This is a genomic window from Vibrio algivorus (assembly GCF_030161215.1).
Lineage (GTDB): Bacteria > Pseudomonadota > Gammaproteobacteria > Enterobacterales > Vibrionaceae > Vibrio > Vibrio algivorus.
This window is the reverse complement of sequence record NZ_BSPV01000003.1, coordinates 58,472-81,367: the sequence shown is the minus strand read 5'-3', so window position 1 is coordinate 81,367 and position 22,896 is coordinate 58,472. Positions and strand designations below refer to the sequence as shown.

The window sequence follows — 22,896 nt, the reverse complement described above, 5'->3', positions numbered from 1 at the left end:
AGCCTCATTGAGTTTTATACGCTCAATGAGGCTTTTTTGTTGGGGGAACCGGGAACCGTTTCAAAAATAACGGATATTTTACTGCCATATTTTTGATTGCCATGGATGGGACATAATGACAATAAAACAATATCTACTTAGAAAATTACCGTCTCAAATATCATTATTCATTAGCTTTACGCTGATGCTGTATTTGAGTTTATTTAGTGCGCTTTCGCTTGCGCAAACACCTTCTATTCAATCGCTTGCTGATGTGCAGGTTGCCTTGTTATCGAAAAAAGGTTCGGTAAAACAAGAAGCAATTGAATGGCTATCACAATCTTCGGATGCAGAAATTGCTAAGAAAGTGTTAACGCCTTGGCTTGAAGGAAATTTATATTATTTAAAATCAGATGAAAGTTTATTTGTTATTAACGATTTAGATAAAGGTCAACAAGCTCAAAAGTTGCTTTCAGATGATGTTATCACTGTTGAAAATAAACGTGACTTTGCAAAGGTAAGAACCAATAACTCATTGCGTTCTGATATTCGTGATGTACTGGCGCGTATTGATATTTCAGCGAGTAATGCTGATGTACGTTTGTCTGCGGTGAATAGTTTACTAGGCACGACGACCCCGAAGACTATTGAAAAAATATCTCAACAGTTACAAGTAGAAAGTGATCGTGATGTTCGCAAGAGTTTAGAGTTGGCACTAGCGATGAATCAGCTCAAAACCAGCACCAATACTGCAGAACAAATTGATGCGATTGAGGTCATTAGTGAGTCTAAACAGCAGGAGGTTTACGGAGCGCTATCTCAAGTTATTAATAGTGATGCTGATGAGAAAGTGATTGAATCGGCACAACTGGCGCTAAACCAATATAAACAAACCCAAAGCTTTTACGGTGGAATTGAAACCGTCTTTTTTGGCTTAAGTTTAGGTTCGGTGCTGGTACTGGCGGGTATTGGACTTGCGATCACTTTTGGCGTGATGGGTGTGATCAATATGGCGCATGGTGAATTGATCATGATCGGCGCTTATACCACTTATGTGATTCAACAATTAATGCCGAATAATATTGGGGCCGCGTTGCTTCTTTCTATTCCAGCGGCTTTTGTTGTATCCGGGCTAGTGGGAATTGCGATTGAGCGTACGGTGATTCGTCGTCTGTATGGTCGTCCGCTTGAAACTCTACTTGCTACTTTTGGTATCAGCCTTATTTTACAACAAGCGGTTCGCAGTATTTTCTCTCCTTTAAACCGCTCGGTAAGTACACCTGATTGGATGGCTGGCGCATTAGAGCTTAACCCTATGTTATCCCTGACTTATAACCGTCTATACATCATTATTTTCTGCTTCATGGTATTTCTTGGTTTAGTGGCCATTCTCAAAAAAACACCGTTGGGTTTGCAAGTGAGGGCGGTTTCGCAGAACCGATCTATGGCTCGCTCTATGGGGGTTCGTTCTGAACGTGTGGATGCTATGACCTTTGGTTTAGGCTCTGGCATTGCAGGTATTGCCGGAGTGGCACTTTCTCAATTGACTAACGTCGGACCAAACATGGGGCAAAACTACATTATCGACTCCTTTATGGTGGTGGTATTTGGTGGGGTAGGCAACTTGTGGGGCACTCTAGTGGCAGGGTTAAGTTTAGGTTTATTCAATAAGATCTTAGAGCCTTGGGCTGGTGCAGTTCTCGCCAAAATCTTAGTTCTGGTTTTCATTATTTTATTTATTCAAAAGCGCCCGAAAGGTTTGTTCCCTCAACGTGGTCGTGCGGCAGAATAAGGAGGCGTTATGACGAGTGTAGTAGCAACTAATTCAATGAGTAGTACGTCGAACTTTGCAAGCCGTCGTTCTTTTATTGCTTCAGATACAGGCGGAAAAATCACGATTGTATTTTTATTGGCGCTTGCAATTGTGGTGCCATTTTTAAACCTAGTGGTCCCAGAAAGTAACCCCTTTCATGTGAGTTCATTTACCGTGACTCAAATGGGGAAATATCTGTCTTATGCGCTGGTGGCGCTGGCGGTTGATCTTATCTGGGGCTATTTAGGAATTTTAAGTTTAGGGCATGGCGCTTTCTTTGCGTTAGGCGGTTATGCGATGGGGATGTATCTCACTCGTGAAATTGGCGATCGTGGTGTTTATGGTAACCCTTTATTACCAGACTTCATGGTATCGCTTAACTGGCAAGAACTGCCTTGGTTCTGGCATGGGTTTGATAACTTTGCTTTTGCCGCAATGATGATCATGTTGGTTCCGGGCGTATTGGCATTTGTCTTTGGCTACCTAGCGTTTCGATCTCGTGTTTCTGGTGTTTACTTATCGATCATGACCCAAGCACTGACCTACGCGTTAATGCTGGCCTTCTCACGTAATGAAATGGGGTTTGGTGGTAGTAGTGGCTTGACGGGGTTTAAAGATGTACTTGGTTTCAGCCTAGAACAAGACACAACCAAAGTAGGTTTGTTAGTAACAACAATTGCCGCGCTGATCATAGGGTACTTGATTTGCCGTTTAGTCGTAGCAAGTCGTTTGGGGCGGGTAGCCATCGCGATTCGTGATGCAGAATTACGTACCCGCTTTACTGGATATGATGTCGATAGCATCAAACTGTGGGTGTTTGTCCTTTCTGCAGTGTTAGCCGGGGTTGCTGGTGCGTTATATGTGACTCAAGCCGGTAGTACTAGCGCCGCACAATTCGCCCCAATTAACTCGATTGAAATTGTAGTGTGGGTAGCATTAGGAGGGCGTGCCACCTTATTTGGCGCAATTGTCGGTGCGTTGATTATTAACTACGCCAAGAGTTGGTTTACGGTGGAATTCCCAGAGGTCTGGTTATTTGCATTAGGGGGAATTTTTGTTCTTGCCACCATGTATTTGCCAAAAGGCGTGATGGGCGCTTTATCAGAAAAATGGGCAAAAAAATCGAGCCAACAAGATAAGCAATCGACACAGGAGAGTCATTCATGAGCGCACTAGAATCGGTCGTCACACCAATTAAAAAAGTTGGCGAAGGTTTTGAGAAATTTACCCGTCGCGATGAAGTGTTCGATTTTCTCAAACCGGTTAACCATCCATTGATTGATACTAGACACAACATCATGTTGTACATGGAAGGAGTATCTGTTTCCTTTGATGGTTTTAAAGCGATTAATGACTTAAACCTGTATATCAAGCAAGGAGAATTGCGATGCATCATAGGGCCAAACGGCGCAGGAAAAACCACCATGATGGACATCATTACTGGCAAGACTCGGCCAGATCAGGGTCAAGTATGGTTAGGTTCAAAGACGAACTTGTTGACTATGTCAGAGGCAGAAATCGCCAACGCGGGTGTGGGGCGTAAATTCCAGCAGCCTACTGTGTTTGAGAGCTTAACTGTGTGGAATAATTTGGAGCTTGCGATGACCGGCACTCGTTCGGTTTGGTCAACGTTTACTGCTAAGTTAACGGGCGAACAAAGTGATGAGATTGATGGTGTTCTCTCTTTGATAGGCCTTGAACAATGTCGAAATTTGCTAGCTGGCGTGCTTTCTCATGGTCAAAAACAATGGTTAGAAATCGGCATGTTATTGATGCAAAAACCGAAACTTTTGTTAGTTGATGAGCCAGTTACAGGCATGACTCATCAAGAAATGGATCGAACCGCAGAATTACTGAAATCTCTTGCAGGTAAACACTCCGTGGTTGTGGTTGAACATGATATGGAGTTTGTCCGTTCGATTGCCGATCAAGTCACCGTTCTGCATCAAGGTCATGTGTTGGCGGAAGGTAATATGGATCAAATTCAGTCGCACCCTGAAGTAAAGCGCGTCTACTTGGGAGAATAAGGATGTTAAAAGTACAAGGTGTAAACCAATTCTATGGTGAGAGTCATATCCTGTGGGATCTCGATGTTGAGGTTGAAAAAGGCAAATGTACTGTATTGATGGGGCGTAATGGGGTAGGAAAAACAACCTTATTGCAATGCATTATGGGGCTGAATCCAATCAAGAGTGGAGATATTGTGTTTAAAGGCGAAAGCATTAAAAAAGCTTCAACCGAACAACGTCCTCATTTAGGCATTGGCTATGTTCCGCAAGGCCGACAAATTTTTCCAATGTTAACGGTACAAGAAAATTTAGAAATCGGCTTACCTATTCGTAAGCGTGGCGATCGTAAAATTCCTGATTTTATCTTTGAACTATTCCCCGTGCTAAAGGAAATGTTGCATCGTCGAGGAGGTGACTTATCTGGTGGTCAACAGCAGCAACTGTCGATTGGCCGAGCGTTAGTCGTTGAACCGGATTTATTGATTTTGGATGAACCAACCGAGGGCATTCAACCGAATATTGTCCAAGAGATCGGTGATATTATTAAACTGCTAAATGATAAGCATGGTTTAACGGTATTACTGGTCGAACAAAAACTGCCATTTGCTCGCAAAGTAGGCCATAACTTCTGTTTGCTTGACCGAGGCAAAGCGGTTGCTAAGGGGCAAATGGAAGCCTTGAATGAGCAGTTGATAAAAGAGCATTTAACGGTGTAGAAACGCCATCAGTAAAGACCAAAGCCCTTCATAGGATATTAGAAAAGATCTAATGTCTGGTGAAGGGTTTTTGTTATTTGATTGAGAAGTAGAGTTAAAGAGAATTCGTTACGCTAAATTTTATTTCAAATCGTGTGAATTTTATGTTTCTCAAAATAATAAAAGTCTATATATTTCGCTCAAATATAAGGTCGCATGTTTATAGTGCTGACCAGTTTCTTATCCATCATAGTCAACATTCATGATGGTGATAACAGTCTATAACGTAAGGAATCTACTATGGCTGTAGAGCACAATATTGAACCTTTATCTCACGCGCAAAATACCGTAAATACATCAATGACCTCTAGCTGGTTTTCTCATAGTTCGGACTTATTGATCCAATATAGCATTAATATTTTTTTAGCACTGTGCATCCTATTAGTCGGAACCTTTTTAGTGAAGTTTATTCATAAAGGTGTGGTCAATTTGTTGGAAACAAAAAGTGTTGACTCTGCTGTCGTACAATTTATTAGTAGCTTTATACGTTATGCCTTGTTAGTGATGGTATTTATTGCGGCACTAAATAGCATTGGGGTTGCGATGACTGGGGTGATCGCTGTACTGGCTTCTGCCAGTCTTGCCGTTGGTCTTGCTTTAAAGGGCTCGCTTTCTAACTTTGCCTCTGGTGTGTTAATTGTGCTATTTCGTCCATTTAAAAGTAAAGATTTCATTGAAGTCGGAAAGGTTTCAGGTACAGTCCAGGCGATTGAAATCTTCCATACAGTTTTAACTACTGGCGATAATAAAATGGTCGCGATACCAAATCGTTTAGTAATGTCTCAACCAATAGTAAACTTTTCGAAACATAAGATTCGCCGTATCAATTTTGAAATTCGCGTGTCGTATGACGCTGACTTGCAAAAAACGAAGCAAGTGCTCGCCGGTGTTCTTAAATCGGAAGAGCGTATTCTTTCTTTGCCAGCTCCAACTATTGGTGTATTAGCCCTCGCCAACTCTTCAATTAATATTGCGGTGCGTCCTTGGGTAAAATCAGAAGAATACTGGAAAGTGTACTACGATACTTTGCAAGCGATAAAAGAAGAATTAGACAAAGAAGGCATTCAAATTCCATTTCCTCAAATGGATATACATATTAAATAATGGTAAATATTCTTGGTGGTAAAGCCAGCGTGACTAACTAGACTTAATTGACTAGACCATGACCATAAATGAATGCAAAAAATGATATTGTCAGTTGATAAAAAGTGTATATCGCTCTTGGTTAAGTGCGTAGATATTCTCGATCAGAAATCAAATAAGGATATGTTATGACGAACAAAAATGCTGTCTATGCTGCGTTGATTTGTGGCTTATTATTGAGTGGGTGTGCGAGTACAGGGTCAGATTCTAACGCTAAATCTCAAACGAATACAGAGGCAGCCAAGACCGATTGTTCTGCTTCTGGCCAGAAGAGTTATGAAATGGCAGATGGTACAATTATTTGTTATTAACCTCCTATCATTAAAGCTGTAATTTAATAGTGATGTGGCAATCACGGTCACATCACATGGTTCAATCAAGGATAAAATTGATTATGCACCAACATGAAAAGTTAAATTATGTCGAACTTGCGGCGAAAGACTTACTGGTCACGAAAGCTTTCTTTCAATCGGTTTTCGGATGGGAGTTTGTTGACTATGGTCCAGACTATACTGCGTTTTCTAATCAAGGTTTAGACGGCGGTTTTTATCGCGAATCTTTAGCGAGTCAAACCAGTAATGGCGCGGCATTATTGATATTTTACAGTCAAGATATTGAAGCGACCTGTCGTAAAGTAGAGAAGTATGGGGGCAAAATCATTAAGCCGATTTTTGAATTTCCTGGTGGTTGCCGCTTTCATTTTGAAGAACCAAGCGGTAATGAATTTGCGGTTTGGTCGGAAGGGTGTTAAGTCAAGTTGGTTCCCCCCTTCCTTACCGTGAAAGTACTACCTTAAGGCGCATATTTTTCGAATACTTCCTGCTCTGTCATCTCAGCGGTGCGTTCAGAAAAGCTATAAAATGTTGGTTTTTTATCGATAAAAATTTGCTCATTAAAGGTTAAGTTCTCGAGATCTTGAAATAGGCCAATAGGTAGTGTGTATAAATTGGCGTGGATCAGTTTGTAGTACAAGTGAGTACCACATTGTTTGCAAAAACCGCGTTCCGCCCAATCTGATGATTTGAAGCTTTGAATAAATTCTCCCCCTTCAATTTGCACTCCATCTTCACAATGAAATCCCATAAAAGGCCCACCACCCCATCGCCTACACATCCCACAATGACATACTTCAAAGCTTTGTTTATCTTTGGTAGTCAGAGTCACGCTGCCACATAAGCAAGTTCCCTGCATTTTTCTTTCCTCATTAGTATTAAATCGTGCTTTTAGTATAGAAAAATTTCCGCAAGTTAAATGGTTACTTTCTGAATGTTAAATCGTTAGGGCGGCATAGTTATTGCTTGAATAAAATGATAGACGGCAATAAATGGAAGTCATACCAATGGAAGCGGTAGAAGAATTAAATATGGCGGGAGTCGCGCAAACACCACCAATAAATACATTGAATCGAAGCGATGGTTGGAAAGCAGAATTAACGCTTGGGTTTACCGACCGAGGCGACAAAACTGTAGTCGGGCACAAAACCCAACTAGGGCCACTTGCTATCCAAAGGCCACTCTACCCGGAAGGTGACGTATGCCATATTTACCTACTTCATCCTCCTGGCGGGGTAGTTGGCGGCGATGAGCTGCTCATTAAAGCGACTGCTTACCCTGGGGCCCATGCTCTCGTTACAACGCCTGGAGCCACAAAGTTTTATCGTTCTGAGGGCAAAGTAGCACGCCAAAAACAAATCTTAACCGCTAAGTCAGGCAGTTGCTTGGAATGGCTACCTCAAGAAAATATTTTCTTTCCTACTGGGCAAGTTCGAGTTGATACCGAAATTTACCTTGAGACTGATGCACTATTTATGGGATGGGAGCTGCACTGTTTTGGTCGACCTGCACTAAATGAGTGCTTCGAGGCCGGGAGAGTGTGGGGTAAGACACAAGTTTTTGTTGATGGAAAAAATATTCTCACTGAAAACGTGCAATTGCTCGGAGGGGATAAATCAATATTAAACAGTGGTTTACAGTCTTTCCCTATGATGGGGAGTTTGTTTATTACCGCCCAATCGGAAGATGACCTTGAAATGGTACAGGATTTGCTTCGTGACTATGCACCAAATAATGAATTGGTAATTGGTGCGACTCAAATAGAACAGTTAATCGTGGTTCGAGCATTAGGAAAATGGACCGAGCCCATGTTGGAAGTTTTCGCATTGATTTGGCAACAATTTCGCCATCAATGGTTTGGCTATGTGCCTGAGCCACCAAGGATTTGGGCAACGTAGGAACTAGGTTTCTAGGTGCTAGTCCCTAGTTTCTAGGCGTTAGCACTTTAGCTTTACCCTACTGTATTAGTAGTCCAAATCATCATTTGAAAGATTAAAAGATTAAAAGATTAAAAGTTGTTATGCGAAAAGATTTCCGCAACAAAGAAATTCTAGGGACTAGGAACTCGTAACTAGCACCCTTTACGGAGTAAAAGATGGAACTGACCCCAAGAGAAAAAGACAAATTGCTGATATTTTGTGCTGGTATGTTAGCGCAGCAGCGCAAAGATAAAGGTTTAAAGCTTAATTACCCAGAATCAGTGGCGTTGATTAGTAGTGCAATTTTAGAAGGTGCGCGTGAAGGTAAAACGGTTGCCGAATTGATGAATTTTGGTCGCACCATTTTATCGGTTAATGATGTGATGGAAGGTGTACCGTCGATGATTCCGGATGTTCAAGTAGAAGCCACTTTTCCTGATGGCACTAAGCTTATCACCGTGCATGATCCGATAGTGTAAGGAGCAATCATGAAAACCAGTAATGCGAATCCTAATGCTTTTATCCCCGGTCAACTTGTTTCAGGAAAAGGTGAGATTGAGCTGAATGCCGGTCGCCAAACCATCAAAATTAAGGTCGAAAATTTAGGTGACCGCCCTGTTCAAATTGGCTCTCATTATCACTTTTATGAAGTTAACGATGCTTTGAAATTTGATCGAGAATCGGCCAAAGGCTTTAGGCTAAATATTCCCGCAGGAACCGCGACTCGTTTTGAACCCGGGCAGTCACGTACCGTTGAACTGGTGGAATATGCTGGTAAGCGAGAAGTGTATGGATTTAAAGGCCGAGTAATGGGCTCTCTTGATTGATATTGAAAAATAAACGGTTCGCTAAAAGGATTTAATAGCATGGCAAAAATTTCAAAAAGAGCCTACGCCGAGATGTTTGGGCCAACGACTGGCGATAGATTACGACTTGCTGATACCGAGCTATGGCTCGAGGTAGAAAAAGATTACACGGTTTACGGCGACGAAGTGAAATTTGGTGGCGGTAAAGTGATTCGTGATGGAATGGGACAAAGCCAACTAGCGTCTGAATTTACTCCTGATCTTGTTTTAACCAATGCAGTAATTTTGGATCACTGGGGCGTAGTGAAAGCCGATATTGGCGTAAAAGATGGTCGTATTTGTGGTATAGGGAAAGCCGGTAATCCAGATGTTCAACCGAATGTTGATATTATCATTGGCCCGGGTACTGAAATTATTGCGGCAGAAGGTTCAATTGTTACCGCTGGCGGTATTGATTCACACATTCACTACATCTGCCCACAACAAATTGAAGAAGCGCTGACCTCTGGCGTAACAACCATGATTGGTGGTGGAACCGGCCCCGCAACGGGAACCAATGCCACGACATGTACTCCTGGCCCCTGGAATATGCACCGAATGCTAGAAGCGTTAGATGAATTTCCAATGAACTTTGGTTTACTCGGTAAAGGGAATGCGAGCTTGCCTGAAGGCTTAATTGAGCAAGTGGAAGCTGGCGCAATTGGATTAAAATTGCATGAAGATTGGGGGACGACTCCAGCTTCGATTGATATGTGTTTAACGGTTGCTGATCAAACCGATATTCAAGTAGCAATTCATACCGATACGTTGAATGAATCTGGTTTTGTTGAATCGACTCTTGAAGCAATTGGCGATCGCGTGATTCACACTTATCACACCGAAGGCGCGGGTGGTGGTCATGCACCAGATATTATTCGGGCCTGTGGTGAATCAAATATTTTGCCGTCTTCGACCAACCCAACTCGCCCTTACACTATTAATACGGTCGATGAGCATTTAGATATGTTGATGGTATGTCACCATTTATCTCCGTCGATTGCCGAAGATGTGGCGTTTGCTGAATCTCGTATTCGTCGTGAAACCATTGCAGCAGAAGATATTTTGCATGACCTTGGTGCTTTTTCGATGATTTCATCGGATTCTCAAGCGATGGGACGAGTCGGTGAAGTGATCTTACGGACATGGCAAACCGCTCATAAAATGAAAGTACAACGCGGTTCATTAAAAGAAGATCAACAAGCCTTTGATGCTCAAGTAGAAAAGTTTGGTCATGAAGCGCCAAGTGATAATTTCCGTTTGCGTCGATATGTTGCGAAATACACGATAAATCCAGCAATTACACATGGTATAGGTCACGAAGTAGGTTCAATAGAGGTAGGTAAGTTAGCCGATCTTGTATTATGGAAACCGGCTTTCTTTGGTGTAAAGCCAAGCGCAATTATCAAAGGCGGCATGATCGCAATGGCACCAATGGGGGATCCGAATGCCTCTATACCCACGCCTCAACCTGTTCATTATCGTTCTATGTTTGGTAGCTACGGCAAAGCCTCGAAAAAAACTTCTATGTTATTTGTTTCCCAACTGGCGCAAGACAAAGACATTGCGGGTCAATTAGGGCTGGGTAGTTTAATTGGTGTGGCCAAAAACTGCCGCACAATTTCAAAGGCTGATATGAAACTCAATGATTGGCAACCAAAGATTGAAGTCGATTCTCAAACCTATGAAGTAAAAGCGGATGGGGAGCTTTTAACTTGTGAGCCTGCGGATATATTGCCAATGGCGCAAAGATATTTTCTTTTTTAGTTAACGTATCTCGAAGGCTCGGACGCTTCGCTGCTAGTAACTCGAAAAATCAGTGTCTTAAGGAGTGCTGAGTCATCCTGAAAAGCGACGTAGGAGCGCAATTCAGGATCTCCTACAGCGATTGAGTAAGTCATATGTGGTAGGAGACTCCGTATCTTCTTCGCTTAGGCTCATGTACGGAATAACGTACTTTTTCGACGAGTCGTTGATAGTCACTCAATACTGAACACGATTCCTTACGAGACACCAATAATTGGATAAAAATCATGATTGAATTAACAAAAATCGTCACAGATAGCACTCAAATTGCTGATTTGAATGTGGATGGTGTATTGAGCCTTCCTATTAATTGCCGCATTAAAAGTCGTTTAAAAGTTTCACTTGAAGATGGACGTGATGCGGGGTTGTTTTTACCTCGCGGTAATATTTTACGTGGTGGTCAGTTATTGCAAAGTGAATGTGGATTATTGATTGAAGTGACCGCAGCGCCTGAAACTGTTTCTAGCGTGTATTGCGAAGATGCGTTATTGCTTAACCGAGTGACTTATCACTTAGGTAATCGCCACGTTCCTCTACAAATTTCAGATGGTTGGGTGCGTTACCAACATGATCATGTGTTAGATGACATGGTGATAGGCCTTGGTGCCAAAGTGACCGTAGAACAAGCAGAATTTGAGCCTGAAGATGGCGCTTATGGTGGTCGTTCGGGTGGGCACCACCATCATGATCACTCTCATTGATACACTCAAGTTACTTGAGTATATAACTTGAAATCGAATTTAAAAATAGAACAAACAAAAAGGATATTTGCCATGAAATTAGTTCGCTTACTCACACTTACTTCTGTTTTTGCTGCTCCTGCAGCGTTTGCACATGTTGGTCATATGCATGATCACGGCTCAAGCAATGCTTTTTTTGAAGGTTTTATACATCCACTAACCGGACTTGATCATTTAGTGATGTTATTGGGTTTAGGCATGTTAATTAGCCACTTTACGGCGAGTAAATCAAGTTCACTGGCTAAACCTACTTTATTTATTGCAGCGCTGGTTAGCTTAACGGTTGGGCTTGCAGCGGGAAGTCTATTTGGCGCAATTAGTGGTGTGGAGTTAATGATTGCCGCATCTATTTTTGTGGTTGCATTGGGGATATGGAATACTTTTTCAGCGCGTGAATCTTTAACTCAAGGTTTAGTTATTGCTTCTGTTGGCTTGGTATTCTTCCACGGTTTTGCTCATGGCGTAGAAGCAACAGGCGGGCTAGTCGGATTTGGCGCAGGCATGTTAGCCGCAGCGTTTGGTATCCTGTTTACCGGTGAACGTATCGCGTATTTCTTATCAACTAAGTGGTTAGGTGCTGGTATTGCTGTTTCTGGCGCAGCACTAATGATGGCGTCTTAATTGTTTATGACCGATGTAATTACGACGGATTTATTGTCGGCCTCTAATCAATTAAATAAGATTGGAGATTCGTTTCATCATAGCCACTCTGACGTGTCTTGCTTTCGTCTATTTCAGCTAATAAGTCCTTCTTTACCGATTGGCGGCTTTACCTATTCACAAGGTTTGGAATGGGCGGTTGAAGCTGGCTGGGTGAGTAATCAAGCTAAGTTAATGGATTGGCTTGAAATGATGATCAATAACAGCTTAGTGACGTTAGAGCTGCCGATTTTAGCTAAATTCTATCAGGCATTGGAAATCGATGATGATGTGAGTATTGAATATTGGAGTCAGTATTTATATTCGTGTCGAGAAACCAGCGAACTTCGTGCAGAAGAGCTGCAACGAGGCAAGGCACTTTTTACTTTACTAAAGCAGCTTGATTTGCCGATTAAAGGTGAATGGCAGCCAGAAGATGATCCGAAAGCGGCGATGCAAAACCAATTGCTAGGATTTTGTGTCGCAGCAAAAGCGTGGGGGATTTCTCTACACAGTTTGCAACAAGGCTACTTGTGGAGCTGGGCGGAAAACATTGTGATGGCAGGGGTAAAGTTAGTGCCACTTGGACAAACTGCTGGTCAAAAATCGTTAATTGCTCTATCAGAATGGTTGCCTCAAGCGATAAAAAAAGCCAATCAAATTCAAGATGACGATATTGGTAGTTTTACGCCTGCCGTGGCCATTGCCAGTAGTCGTCATGAAATTCAGTATACAAGGTTATTCCGTTCTTAATTTTCACCATCAATAGAATGGAAACCTGACAAAACAAGGAAGATAAAATGTCTCAACCAAGTAACCAAAGCGAAAGCTATAAACAACCATTACGTATTGGAATAGGCGGTCCGGTCGGATCAGGTAAAACGGCATTGTTAGAAGTATTGTGTAAAGCCATTCGTGAGCGTTTGAATATTGCGGTAGTGACCAATGATATTTACACACAAGAAGATGCCAAAATACTCACTCGCGCAGAAGCGTTAGATGCCGACCGTATTATTGGTGTCGAAACAGGAGGCTGCCCACATACTGCGATCCGTGAAGATGCTTCAATGAACCTTGCCGCAGTTGAAGAGCTCGCGAAGCGTCATAAAAACCTGGATGTGGTGTTTGTGGAAAGTGGTGGGGATAATTTAAGTGCGACTTTTAGCCCTGAACTTGCTGATTTAACTATTTATGTGATTGATGTAGCTGAAGGGGAAAAGATCCCTCGTAAAGGTGGTCCAGGTATTACTCGTTCAGATTTATTAGTGATTAATAAAATTGACTTAGCACCGTATGTTGGTGCGTCATTAGAGGTGATGGAATCTGATACTCAGCGTATGCGCCCAACTAAACCTTATGTGTTTACGAACTTAAAAGAGAGTGTCGGGCTCGATACTATAATCGACTTTATTATTACTGAAGGCATGCTGAAGCCGAAATATTAACCGCGATTACTCGAAGTACAGATTGAAAGTAAACTAAGCTTAGTGGCAATTTGGCTACTAAGCTTTTTTATTGTTAATCAGTTATTGGGTTCCTAATTGACTAATTGATTGATCTTTAACAAATATAGACCGAATGGCGGTTGTTATTTACGGGTTAAATTCGCTTTTTATGTAATATTACGTTACATTTGCCGCCATATTTTTGAACTTTTCAATTTTAAATGGTCTGTTATAACATATCATTTTTATCGAGTTGATATTTAGCCGGCTCTTGAGGTCGATTCACACAACTCCCTACTCTGGGAACTATAGAAACTAAATCTTATGTCTAAACAAAAATTTGCAGAACTTCGCCAGCATCCTAAGTTTTCATTGATGCTTATACTTGGTGTGGCTTTTGTCGTGTTACTTATTATTGTTTTAATTGCCGAACCGGGTGATGGGCGCAAATCAGTTCCTATGGATATGGACAAAATCTTATCAGATGACGCCAAAGCGGTTGCCGCCACTAAGCCTGTTTATGTGGATGAAAATGTTCCACTTTATTCATATGAAATTCAAGATGGTGACAATTTAAGTAGTATCTTCGTTCGTCTTGGAGTTCCATATGGTGACATGCTTAGTGTTATGGATACTGACCAAAACCACTTAACATTAGATACTTTAAGGCCGGGTGATATCTTAAAAATTTGGATGGATGAAGATCTAGAACATTTAACTAAATTAGAAGTTGAATTTACTTTAGCTGATCGTGTGGTATTTACTCGTAATGATGATGAAAGTTATACCTTCCAAGAAGTGAATCTACCGGGTGTATGGAAAACATATCCATTGGTAGGTGAAATCCAAGGTAGTTTCTCTACTTCCGTTTATAAATATGGCATTTCAGGTGCGGAAACGGCACAGATTACCCAGCTATTAAAAGATAAACTGAATTTTGCTCGAGATTTACGTGCGGGTGATAAATTTGAGATCTTACAAAAACGTCAATTTATTAATGGCGTTGCAACTGGTAACCGTGAGATTGATGCGATCCGTATTTATAACCGTGGTAATGTGATTAGTGCTTATCTGCATGCCGATGGCCAATATTATGATCGTCATGGAGATAGCTTACAGCGAGCATTTTTACGTTGGCCAGTACGACAACACTACCGTATTAGCTCACCTTTTGATGCAAATCGTTTGCACCCAGTAACCCATCGCCATGCTCCGCATAATGGCGCTGATATTGCTTGCCCTACTGGTACCGATATTCTGGCAGCAGGAGATGGTATTGTAACGTTAACGACTAACCACCCATACGCAGGTAAATATGTAGTGGTTCAACATGGTTCGACTTACCGTACTCGCTATTTACACCTAAGCAAAATTCTTGTTCGTCAAGGTCAGGTGGTTCATCGTGGGCAAGTGATTGCAAAATCTGGTGCTACAGGACGTGTAACCGGGCCACACTTACATTATGAATTCATTATTCGTAACCGCCCAGTGAATTTCTTAACCGCGAAGATCCCGATGGCTACATCGATTTCTAAAGAAGAGAAAGCCGCGTTTGAAGAACACGTGAAAGCGGTTAATGCACAGTTTGAACAAGTAGCGCTTAAGAATTCTGACAAGCAAACTATTGCTAGTAATTAATCGTATCTAATAATAGAATTAGCTTGTTGACTAAAGAGTAAGTGTTTTCTGCACTTGCTCTTTTTTATTGTATTGAATCAAGGATGAGCGATGAATCATGTAGAAAACTCTCAAGAAGATAATCTTGAAATTAAGCAGCCTCAAACTTGGAAAACGCCACAAACTTTTTTGATGCTTATTTCAATAGTGGTTCCGATTGCCTTTGCTAGTTGGATGGCATTATTAAATAACTTCGTGGTAGAGAAGGCGGCTTTCACAGGTGCAGATATAGGCTTGCTACAAAGTGTACGTGAAATTCCAGGCTTTTTAGCCTTTACCGTGGTCTTCGTATTGCTGTTCATTCGTGAGCAAAAGTTTATGATCGTCGCGCTTGCCATGCTATCGATTGGTGTGGCTATCACCGGCTTTTTTCCTTCAGTACTTGGTCTGTTAATGACGACCTTATTGATGTCTATAGGTTTCCACTACTTCGAAACCTTAAAGCAATCGCTATCTTTACAATGGCTGAGTAAAGAAGAAGCGCCAGAGTTTTTAGGTAAGTTAATTTCGGTGGGCGCTCTTGCATCATTACTGACTTACGGCGCATTGTGGGTCATGTTAGAAATTTTGAAGTTTGATTATTGGCATGTGTATTTAATCACTGGCAGCTTGGCATTAAGTGTGACTGTCTTTATGTGGTTATCATTTCCACAATTTGAAGCAACAACCATTCAGCATAAAAACTTAATTTTAAGAAAGCGTTATTGGTTGTATTACGCGCTTACTTTTATGAGTGGAGCTAGGCGTCAAATCTTTACCGTGTTTGCCGGTTTTTTGATGGTAGAAAAATTTCACTACTCGGCGGCTGATATTACATTACTCTTTTTAATCAACTATGCGTTTAACTTTCTGTTTGCTAAGAAAATTGGTCAATTCATTGGCGTTGTGGGTGAAAGAAAGGCGCTGATTTTTGAATATTGTGGATTAATTGGTGTGTTTGTTGGATATGCGTTAGTAGAAAACTCACATATTGCTGCGGGTTTGTACGTGGTCGATCATTTATTCTTTGCACTAGCATTAGCGGTTAAAACCTATTTACAGAAAATTGCTGATCCACAAGATATGGCATCTACCGCTGGAGTTTCGTTTACCATCAATCATATTGCTGCGGTAGTGATCCCGGTGACATTTGGTTTACTGTGGCTACATTCACCTGCGGCGGTGTTTTATATTGGTGCCGGAATGGCTGCAGTATCTTTGATTTTATCTTGTAATATTCCGCGTATGCCGAAGCCGGGTAATGAAGTGTGCCGCTTTAAATGGGGAAGTGAAGTAGCTGAAAAATAACCTACTTTAGACTTTCTTAAACGAGGCAATGTGATCTAAGCGGATCCGTTGCCTCGTTTTATTTTTATCGGTGAGTTCTACTTCGAGCCATTCTCCTGTTTCTTTTTCTAAATAGACATTAATGGCTGAGGCGACAAGTATACGATTGTCATGTAAATGAATTTCAAGCTTATCATGATGCATACAGGCAACCTCAAACTCATCGTACCGTGAGCAAGCTATCGGCTGGTATTTTATCTCGTCGTTCATACTCGCTCGCTTATACTAACTTCAGTTGAGTCTATACCCAAGTGACTTAGGAATGCCTGTACAAGCTTAGTCTTTAAATGCACTAGGTGTGAAAGTATTCGCTTTTGGACGAACCACCACAGTACCGGCAATCTTGTCATGAAACCCTTGTTTCTTACTATCGAAACCGACCCAGATAAAGCCCAGCATAAATAAGAAAGTCGATACAAAGTAGCCTAAGTAACGAATAACTGATTGAACGGTGGTCAAACGTTGTCCGGTTTTCGCATCGACAACTTGTGCTTTGATCAGCATTTTACCTGGTGTTGCGCCGCGGAATTTCCAAAATAGCACTGTGATAATGAGAAGCGGAATGTAGTTCCACCAAGTATCAGATAGCATGGTACCGGCCCATGAAGTGGTGTAGGAAGAGTAAGAGTAGTGCTCTGTTTGAGTGGTAACGCTTTGTTGATAAGACTCTAATCCTGGTAGTGCAATGAGTATTAAGGCAATTGAATACAGGATATTATCAATGATACTGGCCCCAACACGTGACCAAAACCCAACATATTCGTACTCCATTAACGTGTCGCTTAATTCAAATTTTTTCATAACTTATCCAGTTTGTTTTTATTATCTATGCAGTTTTTGTTAAGCCGCGCTAACAATAGCTGAAATCACACCAATAAGACCACCAAATACGCCGCCCCAAACAACAAGCCAACCTAAATGTTGTTGAATCATAGTCTTAACGATTTCTTTGACCATCTTAGGAGTTAATTCGTTCAATCGTTGATCAATAATATTCTCAATATTGGCTTGGATATCCTCCATCATCGACGGTTGCTCTAACTGCTCTTTTAATGCTTGCTTCACTTGGTCACTTTGACTGATTTCAATCATAGATTCTTGCATTTTCTCAATGAAAGGTTGTTTCAGTGGTTGAAGCGCTTCCGCTCCACCCAGCATTGCTAACATTCCGCCAAAAGAAGAATGGCTGATCACTTCTACTAAAGAGTTAAAGCTAGGCTCTAAATTGATTTTCTGTATGACGGGCTTTAAGTCTAACGATGCGTTGCTTGTCAATTCTTGGCTTAAGAACTTATCGATGTTTTGGTTTGTAAAAAACTGCATCATCATGAGATTTTTAATCGCTGCTTTAAACTCTTCAAAACGAGCTGGGATAATGCCTGAGCCATACAACCCCGGTACTTTTTCGAACAACATGTGAATGGCTAGCCAGTTAGTTACCGCGCCTGAAAAGGCAAATAAGCCAGCATAGAGGACAATGGTGTTTTGTGTCTGATAACCAATCGCTAATAAAACAATTGAAATAAGGTTGGTAATAAAGCTTTTGTTCATAGTGATTTTCTTGCTTCGATATATATATAAAATTAAGGCACAAAAAAGGATGATAAACGTGAGTAGTATCATCCTTCGACGGTCACTGAGTATATGGTTTGCTTAAAACTCTTTAGGAGCAAAGCCAGTCATTTCTTCTAATTTTAACTCTTTACCAATTTTGGTCAAAGGGTGGACGATAACAAGGCCTTTTACTGATTTTTTCAGTTTTCCTTGGTCGGCTTTCTCTTCTTTGGTTAATGCACGACTAAAAGGCATCGCGAGTAAGGCTTTACGTTCTTTATTTAAATCGTAGCTTTTTTTGTGGTTAAGCTGAGCGATTTTTTTGCTGAGTTGATTAATTTCAGTTTCAAATTGATAAATCATCGCGTTATCTGCTCGCTTTTGAGCAGCTTCAAGTTTATGGCGGCACTTATCGAGTCGATTATTCAGTTGTTGTAGTTCATTTTGTTGGCTCATGTGTTCACCATATACTCTAAAATTAAATCAGTGGAGTGCGTCAAATTACGCGAGGGCGGAGTATAGCACAGCGCCTGCCTTTAGATAACTTACTTATTGGATTTGGTATTATTTATCAAAAAAAGGTTTTTCAATACCTAGCTTAACCATGAATAAATATTTTATCTTTCGATAGATATTAGAATATTTTACTAGAATATTCTTAGAATCAATAACCGTAGTATCGCCCCAATAGGAGAGCGTATGAATACCATCAGAAAAGGGTTCAACAGGCATTAGATCTTTGAAGTGCAGCTCTTGATATTCAGTTGGTGAAATCGCTGTTATTTTCATTATTTGTAAACTACCACCATAAGTCTGTTGGCAGTTTTGTCCTACACGGTAGTACTGACCATTGTCTTCGATGATTGGGCCGCCATTTCGACCATTCCTAATATCATTTGCGATAGGAGATAAAGGGTGTAATTGGTACTCACCGAGTAATGTATCAGAGTAGAACAATAGCTGCTTGAAAGGGGCATCAGAGGTGGAGGTAAACAAATAGAAAACGTGGTTTATTTTTTTGATATTGGAGTCGATATACTTTCCATCGTTAAGTAACGTTTTATGTTTGACGAATTTTGAACCATTAAATTGGTAGAGCGTGATTTCATTCAAATCGGATGTTTCGACAATACAATAAATGTCGCCGGCTTCTTCGAAGATGAATGGGTATGATTTATGTCCGGTGATGGTGTTTATATCATTAAAGAAAGGATAGCGTTTTCCTTCTAAATCCACGCATTCAATTTTTCCATTACCATGGGAGTAATCAAAAATTTCATAAGCAATAAAGCGTTTTTCACCGATCATGAAAATGAATGGATCTGCCTCGAAATCTTTTTCGGTAAAGTTGAACCATTGGATATCAAATGCTTTCAGGCCGTGTTCAATAATGGATATCGGATTTTGTTGTATTAATCCCATTCGCCAAAAATCTTGAGTTGTAAATTTGCTTAATAGTGATTTCAAAACAGGATCCTGTGTTTAAAGAGGACTAATTAAATATGTCTATTATTGTACACTTTAGAATAAGGATTAATCTATGTTACGCGTGTAAATTATACCTATAAAACTAGAGTTTATGTGGCGCTCTATTGTTAAATAGCATTTCATGATGACCAGAAATAGACTATACCCAAGTGACTTCAAGATGCAGGATTCAGAGCTATCATCCAAACCTTTAGGCAAGGAAGATTGGCGAAGGAATGTAGACACCTTTCAAACCAATCTGACGCAGTATAAAGATTTGGATGAAGCTCCCGAAGGGCAAGTTAAAACAAGCTTTATGCGGCGTTAAATTGAGTAGAGATAGAATAACTATGATCATATTCAATTTGCCTTGCCTAAAGCTTGTTTTATTTTTGCTGAAACTCGCATCTTGAAGTTATTTGGGTATATAATATCGAACATAAATTGCACATTTATGTCCGATAATCTGTCTGGTCAATGGTACTGTAATGAACCTATTTAAATTATCAATGAAAACGGTGTTAATTACCTTGATTCCACCTTTCATGTTTTTATTTTTTAATACTGCTTGTGCTAGTACTATTGATTATTCTCCAGTCGAAAGTGACCAAATTCTTGTGAACCCAGATATAGGGATCGTTGATCACCAAACGATTAACATCAAAGATAATCCCTATTGGAATATTCCAAGTTATCCTGAGACTTCTGTTGTGTATTTTCGCTGGTATTGGGAAGAATTAGAACCGGAAAAAGGGGAATATAACTTCCAACTTATCGACCAAACTATTCAAGATGCCGCAAAACTGAATAAGAAAGTGGTTATTCGCTTTATGACTCTGGCTGGTAAAGATGAAACTTACTATGCTGGTGCACCACGGCAGTATAAGAAGGTGCTCGGAATTCCGTGTTGGTTGAAGCAACAATTAGACCCAGAAACTCAAGATTTTTGCGCTGACGATAATAGTTTTGTCCCTGATTACCATGACCCCATTTTTCAGAATCATTTAAATAACTTTCTTCAAGCAATGGGCGCTCGGTATAACTCGAATCCTAATTTGTTACGTTTAGATGTTGGTTTAGTTGGTACTTGGGGGGAAGGACACCTGTACTCTCATACCGCCGATAACGCTTCAACGTTGGGAGCGAATGGTTACACGGCAGAAAACTTGCAGGCTTATATTGATATGATGAAAGCTGCGTTTCCTAATACAATGTTAACCATTGATTTAGGGACAACCGATGATGATTTCTCTGGTATGGCGACTCGTCAAGGCTTAGGTTGGCGTGCGGATTGCTTCGGTGATTGGACACCTGGTTGGAACCATATGCAAGATGCTTACCCTCAAACGTTGTCGCATATCGAAAACACTTCCGATCCTTTAATTCTATCCCGTTGGAAACACGCCCCGGTCGATTTTGAGATTTGCTATACCATGCAAGAGTGGGCACAACAGCCGAATGTGTATACTCAAGAAAAGGTAATTAAAACCTTTGATAAGGCACTTGATTTACACGCTTCACTTTTTAACCTTAAATCGAGTGAGATCCCACCTGTATATCAGCAAGCATTGGATGAGTTTAGAAAAAAACTTGGTTACAGGTTAGTGCTAAAGCATCTCACTGTGCAAAGTAAATTCAGAGCGGGTAGCTTTATTGCTATTCAGTCTGATTGGGTTAATAAAGGCAGTGCGCCAAGTTATACTAACTATCCGGTAGTGTGGCGCTTAGTTGATAGTCAGGACAATGTAGTAGCTTATTTTCAAGCTAATAACGATATCACTCAATGGCTACCGGCAGAGCATAATGGTGATGCACCTACCGTCTATAGTTTAGCGAATAAATTCAGATTACCGGAGACTCTGAAGCCGGGAAAATACCAACTAGAAGTTGGTTTGGTAAGCCTAGGATCACGCAATGCTAAAATAAAAATTGCGATCGATAACGAAAATAGTAATAACTGGTATCGATTGATCAATGTCGATATTAAATGATTCAATGTTAATAATTATAAAAATAAGGGATTTTATTTTGGTGGGAAATAATGAATCATAACGTTGTTAAAGTTTATAAAGATAGCTTCACCTCTGTGATGAGGCTTTTTGATTTCGTTGCTATAAATTTAACATACATAGGTTTGTTATGTATTAGCGAGAAAACAATTTCTATTTTAGATATTGCTGTTGCTCTAGTAATTGCTTTTATGTTTTTATCAATTGGAACCTTTACAGGGTTTTATGATCTCTCTATTCACGATAAAAAAAGAAAAATCATATTAAAGCTTACCTTCAACTCAATTTGTTTAGTGGCGATTTTGTGGGCTTTACGTCATGCACTTGAAACTCTCCCGGGAATGGCTGATGTGTTAGCAAAAGAAAGCATCGTCCATAGTGAATATTTATGGTCCTATCTGATTATCTTAGCCAGTCGTCTTGTTCTAACAAGAGTACAAGTATCAAAGCCGAGAATTGCGATTCTTGGGATGACACCAATTGGGCTGTCGGTTGAAAAGGGTTTAGTAGCGAAATATGGTTCTTCTATCGTACATAATATCTCTTACTTTGATGAAAGAGCTGAGAATCGATTTGGGTATATAACGAGAGGAAGTTATCAAGGGAAGATTGATGACCTACTTACCATCGCGAAAAATAATGAAGTAGATGAAATCTACATTGCTTTGCCTATGGTTGCTCGAGATCGTATTAGAAATTTCTTGCGTATTTTGTCTGATAGTACGGTGGATATAATGATAGTCCCTGATTTATATAGCTACCATCTATCGAGTGCTCAGCTAAGAGACGTTGGTGGGGTGCAGTCTTTTAGTGTGTTTACTTCTCCATTTGAAGGCTTAGGAGGCATTATTAAAAGGGTTATTGATATTCTTGTCGGTAGCTTAATCACTCTCATGATATTACCTGTGATGGCTTGTGTTGCACTAGGGGTGAAATTAAGTTCTCCTGGTCCGGTATTATTCAAGCAAGATAGATATGGCTTAGGTGGCAAAAAGATTAAAGTTTGGAAATTCCGTTCAATGAAAGTGATGGAAAATGATGCTGTTGTTACTCAAGCAACGAAAGGTGATCCTCGAGTGACTAAATTTGGCTCATTTATTCGCAGAACCTCTTTAGATGAATTACCTCAATTTTTTAATGTTCTACAAGGGACGATGTCAATTGTCGGGCCTAGACCTCATGCGGTTTCTCATAATGAAGAGTATCGAAAAATCGTTGATAACTATATGATTCGTCACAAAGTGAAACCGGGCATCACTGGGCTTGCTCAAATTAAAGGCTATCGAGGTGAAACGGATACTGTCGATAAGATGGTCAAGCGTGTTGAATACGATATTCGCTATATGCAAAATTGGACACCCATGTATGACTTTAAAATTATCTTTTTGACTATTTTTAAAGGTTTTGTCAGCGAAACGGCTTATTAAAGGTTTGCTATGAG

Annotated in this window: 26 protein-coding genes; 19 read left to right on the top strand and 7 right to left on the bottom strand. The window is 40.6% G+C overall.

Going from position 1 to position 22,896, the window contains the following annotated elements; all coding sequences use genetic code 11:
• The first annotated feature begins 115 nt into the window (after positions 1–115).
• The 7 genes from urtB to QQJ93_RS02020 all read left to right on the top strand — a co-directional run bounded on the left by urtB (position 116) and on the right by QQJ93_RS02020 (position 6,450).
• Positions 116–1,771 (top strand): urea ABC transporter permease subunit UrtB, encoded by a 1,656-nt coding sequence (gene urtB / locus QQJ93_RS02050; RefSeq protein ID WP_089123850.1) that lies wholly within the window; start codon positions 116–118, stop codon positions 1,769–1,771.
• Between the two features lie 36 nt (positions 1,772–1,807).
• Positions 1,808–2,959, top strand: a complete 1,152-nt coding sequence (urtC, locus tag QQJ93_RS02045) for an urea ABC transporter permease subunit UrtC (protein ID WP_089124519.1) — start codon at positions 1,808–1,810, stop codon at positions 2,957–2,959.
• The gene (gene urtD, locus QQJ93_RS02040; protein WP_089123849.1) at positions 2,956–3,819 is read left to right on the top strand and encodes an urea ABC transporter ATP-binding protein UrtD; all 864 of its coding nucleotides are present in this window, start codon (positions 2,956–2,958) and stop codon (positions 3,817–3,819) included. Before urtC ends, urtD begins: the two co-directional genes overlap by 4 nt.
• 2 nt (positions 3,820–3,821) lie before the next feature.
• Positions 3,822–4,517: an urea ABC transporter ATP-binding subunit UrtE gene (gene urtE, locus QQJ93_RS02035; protein WP_089123848.1), complete on the top strand. Its 696-nt coding sequence runs from the start codon at positions 3,822–3,824 to the stop codon at positions 4,515–4,517.
• Between the two features lie 279 nt (positions 4,518–4,796).
• Positions 4,797–5,660: a mechanosensitive ion channel domain-containing protein gene (locus QQJ93_RS02030; protein ID WP_089123847.1), complete on the top strand. Its 864-nt coding sequence runs from the start codon at positions 4,797–4,799 to the stop codon at positions 5,658–5,660.
• Between the two features lie 167 nt (positions 5,661–5,827).
• Entirely contained in the window at positions 5,828–6,010 is a 183-nt protein-coding gene (locus QQJ93_RS02025; protein ID WP_089123846.1) for a hypothetical protein, read from the top strand.
• Between the two features lie 83 nt (positions 6,011–6,093).
• Positions 6,094–6,450, top strand: coding sequence for a VOC family protein (locus tag QQJ93_RS02020; protein ID WP_089123845.1), 357 nt, complete (start codon positions 6,094–6,096; stop codon positions 6,448–6,450).
• A gap of 41 nt (positions 6,451–6,491) precedes the next feature.
• Here the strand turns inward: QQJ93_RS02020 and QQJ93_RS02015 are convergent, their stop codons facing one another.
• Positions 6,492–6,890, bottom strand: coding sequence for a GFA family protein (locus QQJ93_RS02015; protein ID WP_089123844.1), 399 nt, complete (start codon positions 6,888–6,890; stop codon positions 6,492–6,494).
• 148 nt (positions 6,891–7,038) lie between these two features.
• Between QQJ93_RS02015 and QQJ93_RS02010 the strand changes: the two genes are divergently transcribed.
• The 10 genes from QQJ93_RS02010 (at position 7,039) to QQJ93_RS01965 (ending at position 16,386) form a co-directional block, all read left to right on the top strand.
• The gene (locus tag QQJ93_RS02010) at positions 7,039–7,929 is read left to right on the top strand and encodes an urease accessory protein UreD (RefSeq protein WP_089123843.1); all 891 of its coding nucleotides are present in this window, start codon (positions 7,039–7,041) and stop codon (positions 7,927–7,929) included.
• A 197-nt stretch (positions 7,930–8,126) separates the two neighbouring features.
• A complete protein-coding gene (gene ureA, locus QQJ93_RS02005; RefSeq protein WP_089123842.1) occupies positions 8,127–8,429 on the top strand; it encodes an urease subunit gamma in 303 nt (100 codons plus the stop codon).
• 9 nt (positions 8,430–8,438) lie between these two features.
• A complete protein-coding gene (locus QQJ93_RS02000; protein ID WP_089123841.1) occupies positions 8,439–8,777 on the top strand; it encodes an urease subunit beta in 339 nt (112 codons plus the stop codon).
• Positions 8,778–8,816: 39 nt separating this feature from the next.
• Positions 8,817–10,559, top strand: a complete 1,743-nt coding sequence (ureC, locus tag QQJ93_RS01995) for an urease subunit alpha (protein WP_089123840.1) — start codon at positions 8,817–8,819, stop codon at positions 10,557–10,559.
• 266 nt (positions 10,560–10,825) lie between these two features.
• Positions 10,826–11,299, top strand: coding sequence for an urease accessory protein UreE (ureE, locus tag QQJ93_RS01990; RefSeq protein WP_089123839.1), 474 nt, complete (start codon positions 10,826–10,828; stop codon positions 11,297–11,299).
• A gap of 72 nt (positions 11,300–11,371) precedes the next feature.
• Positions 11,372–11,959: a HupE/UreJ family protein gene (locus tag QQJ93_RS01985; protein ID WP_089123838.1), complete on the top strand. Its 588-nt coding sequence runs from the start codon at positions 11,372–11,374 to the stop codon at positions 11,957–11,959.
• 6 nt (positions 11,960–11,965) lie between these two features.
• Positions 11,966–12,730 carry an urease accessory protein UreF gene (locus QQJ93_RS01980; protein ID WP_089124518.1) on the top strand — a complete coding sequence of 255 codons (765 nt, stop codon included), beginning with the start codon at positions 11,966–11,968 and terminating at the stop codon, positions 12,728–12,730.
• A gap of 47 nt (positions 12,731–12,777) precedes the next feature.
• Entirely contained in the window at positions 12,778–13,422 is a 645-nt protein-coding gene (ureG, locus tag QQJ93_RS01975) for an urease accessory protein UreG (RefSeq protein WP_089123837.1), read from the top strand.
• 324 nt (positions 13,423–13,746) lie between these two features.
• Positions 13,747–15,060, top strand: coding sequence for a peptidoglycan DD-metalloendopeptidase family protein (locus QQJ93_RS01970; RefSeq protein ID WP_089123836.1), 1,314 nt, complete (start codon positions 13,747–13,749; stop codon positions 15,058–15,060).
• Between the two features lie 90 nt (positions 15,061–15,150).
• Positions 15,151–16,386, top strand: a complete 1,236-nt coding sequence (locus QQJ93_RS01965; protein WP_089123835.1) for an MFS transporter — start codon at positions 15,151–15,153, stop codon at positions 16,384–16,386.
• Positions 16,387–16,392: 6 nt separating this feature from the next.
• Here QQJ93_RS01965 and QQJ93_RS01960 read toward each other — a convergent pair whose 3' ends face one another.
• The 6 genes from QQJ93_RS01960 to QQJ93_RS01935 form a co-directional block, all read right to left on the bottom strand.
• On the bottom strand, positions 16,393–16,635 hold the full coding sequence (locus QQJ93_RS01960; RefSeq protein WP_089123834.1) for a Rho-binding antiterminator: 243 nt from the start codon (positions 16,633–16,635) through the stop codon (positions 16,393–16,395).
• Positions 16,636–16,701: 66 nt separating this feature from the next.
• The gene (locus QQJ93_RS01955) at positions 16,702–17,226 is read right to left on the bottom strand and encodes an RDD family protein (RefSeq protein ID WP_244943758.1); all 525 of its coding nucleotides are present in this window, start codon (positions 17,224–17,226) and stop codon (positions 16,702–16,704) included.
• A 39-nt stretch (positions 17,227–17,265) separates the two neighbouring features.
• Positions 17,266–17,976, bottom strand: a complete 711-nt coding sequence (locus tag QQJ93_RS01950; protein WP_089123833.1) for a DUF445 family protein — start codon at positions 17,974–17,976, stop codon at positions 17,266–17,268.
• Positions 17,977–18,078: 102 nt separating this feature from the next.
• The gene (locus tag QQJ93_RS01945; RefSeq protein ID WP_089123832.1) at positions 18,079–18,435 is read right to left on the bottom strand and encodes a YibL family ribosome-associated protein; all 357 of its coding nucleotides are present in this window, start codon (positions 18,433–18,435) and stop codon (positions 18,079–18,081) included.
• A gap of 108 nt (positions 18,436–18,543) precedes the next feature.
• A complete protein-coding gene (locus tag QQJ93_RS01940; protein WP_089123831.1) occupies positions 18,544–19,446 on the bottom strand; it encodes a glucosamine inositolphosphorylceramide transferase family protein in 903 nt (300 codons plus the stop codon).
• Between the two features lie 211 nt (positions 19,447–19,657).
• Complete coding sequence (locus tag QQJ93_RS01935; protein WP_284186020.1) at positions 19,658–19,804, bottom strand: hypothetical protein; 147 nt, start codon at positions 19,802–19,804, stop codon at positions 19,658–19,660.
• 130 nt (positions 19,805–19,934) lie between these two features.
• Between QQJ93_RS01935 and QQJ93_RS01930 the strand changes: the two genes are divergently transcribed.
• Both QQJ93_RS01930 and QQJ93_RS01925 read left to right on the top strand, forming a co-directional pair.
• Positions 19,935–21,437 carry a DUF4832 domain-containing protein gene (locus QQJ93_RS01930; RefSeq protein ID WP_284186019.1) on the top strand — a complete coding sequence of 501 codons (1,503 nt, stop codon included), beginning with the start codon at positions 19,935–19,937 and terminating at the stop codon, positions 21,435–21,437.
• Positions 21,438–21,487: 50 nt separating this feature from the next.
• Positions 21,488–22,882, top strand: coding sequence for an undecaprenyl-phosphate glucose phosphotransferase (locus QQJ93_RS01925; RefSeq protein WP_089123829.1), 1,395 nt, complete (start codon positions 21,488–21,490; stop codon positions 22,880–22,882).
• Positions 22,883–22,896: the final 14 nt, after the last annotated feature.

Bases quoted from the DNA above. Each gene is read 5' to 3' on its own strand.
- urtB (WP_089123850.1), top strand. From the start codon at position 116: ATGACAATAAAACAATATCTACTTAGAAAATTACCGTCTCAAATATCA.
- urtC (WP_089124519.1), top strand. From the start codon at position 1,808: ATGAGTAGTACGTCGAACTTTGCAAGCCGTCGTTCTTTTATTGCTTCA.
- urtD (WP_089123849.1), top strand. From the start codon at position 2,956: ATGAGCGCACTAGAATCGGTCGTCACACCAATTAAAAAAGTTGGCGAA.
- urtE (WP_089123848.1), top strand. From the start codon at position 3,822: ATGTTAAAAGTACAAGGTGTAAACCAATTCTATGGTGAGAGTCATATC.
- QQJ93_RS02030 (WP_089123847.1), top strand. From the start codon at position 4,797: ATGGCTGTAGAGCACAATATTGAACCTTTATCTCACGCGCAAAATACC.
- QQJ93_RS02025 (WP_089123846.1), top strand. From the start codon at position 5,828: ATGACGAACAAAAATGCTGTCTATGCTGCGTTGATTTGTGGCTTATTA.
- QQJ93_RS02020 (WP_089123845.1), top strand. From the start codon at position 6,094: ATGCACCAACATGAAAAGTTAAATTATGTCGAACTTGCGGCGAAAGAC.
- QQJ93_RS02015 (WP_089123844.1), bottom strand. From the start codon at position 6,890: ATGCAGGGAACTTGCTTATGTGGCAGCGTGACTCTGACTACCAAAGAT.
- QQJ93_RS02010 (WP_089123843.1), top strand. From the start codon at position 7,039: ATGGAAGCGGTAGAAGAATTAAATATGGCGGGAGTCGCGCAAACACCA.
- ureA (WP_089123842.1), top strand. From the start codon at position 8,127: ATGGAACTGACCCCAAGAGAAAAAGACAAATTGCTGATATTTTGTGCT.
- QQJ93_RS02000 (WP_089123841.1), top strand. From the start codon at position 8,439: ATGAAAACCAGTAATGCGAATCCTAATGCTTTTATCCCCGGTCAACTT.
- ureC (WP_089123840.1), top strand. From the start codon at position 8,817: ATGGCAAAAATTTCAAAAAGAGCCTACGCCGAGATGTTTGGGCCAACG.
- ureE (WP_089123839.1), top strand. From the start codon at position 10,826: ATGATTGAATTAACAAAAATCGTCACAGATAGCACTCAAATTGCTGAT.
- QQJ93_RS01985 (WP_089123838.1), top strand. From the start codon at position 11,372: ATGAAATTAGTTCGCTTACTCACACTTACTTCTGTTTTTGCTGCTCCT.
- QQJ93_RS01980 (WP_089124518.1), top strand. From the start codon at position 11,966: ATGACCGATGTAATTACGACGGATTTATTGTCGGCCTCTAATCAATTA.
- ureG (WP_089123837.1), top strand. From the start codon at position 12,778: ATGTCTCAACCAAGTAACCAAAGCGAAAGCTATAAACAACCATTACGT.
- QQJ93_RS01970 (WP_089123836.1), top strand. From the start codon at position 13,747: ATGTCTAAACAAAAATTTGCAGAACTTCGCCAGCATCCTAAGTTTTCA.
- QQJ93_RS01965 (WP_089123835.1), top strand. From the start codon at position 15,151: ATGAATCATGTAGAAAACTCTCAAGAAGATAATCTTGAAATTAAGCAG.
- QQJ93_RS01960 (WP_089123834.1), bottom strand. From the start codon at position 16,635: ATGAACGACGAGATAAAATACCAGCCGATAGCTTGCTCACGGTACGAT.
- QQJ93_RS01955 (WP_244943758.1), bottom strand. From the start codon at position 17,226: ATGAAAAAATTTGAATTAAGCGACACGTTAATGGAGTACGAATATGTT.
- QQJ93_RS01950 (WP_089123833.1), bottom strand. From the start codon at position 17,976: ATGAACAAAAGCTTTATTACCAACCTTATTTCAATTGTTTTATTAGCG.
- QQJ93_RS01945 (WP_089123832.1), bottom strand. From the start codon at position 18,435: ATGAGCCAACAAAATGAACTACAACAACTGAATAATCGACTCGATAAG.
- QQJ93_RS01935 (WP_284186020.1), bottom strand. From the start codon at position 19,804: ATGATCATAGTTATTCTATCTCTACTCAATTTAACGCCGCATAAAGCT.
- QQJ93_RS01930 (WP_284186019.1), top strand. From the start codon at position 19,935: ATGAACCTATTTAAATTATCAATGAAAACGGTGTTAATTACCTTGATT.
- QQJ93_RS01925 (WP_089123829.1), top strand. From the start codon at position 21,488: ATGAATCATAACGTTGTTAAAGTTTATAAAGATAGCTTCACCTCTGTG.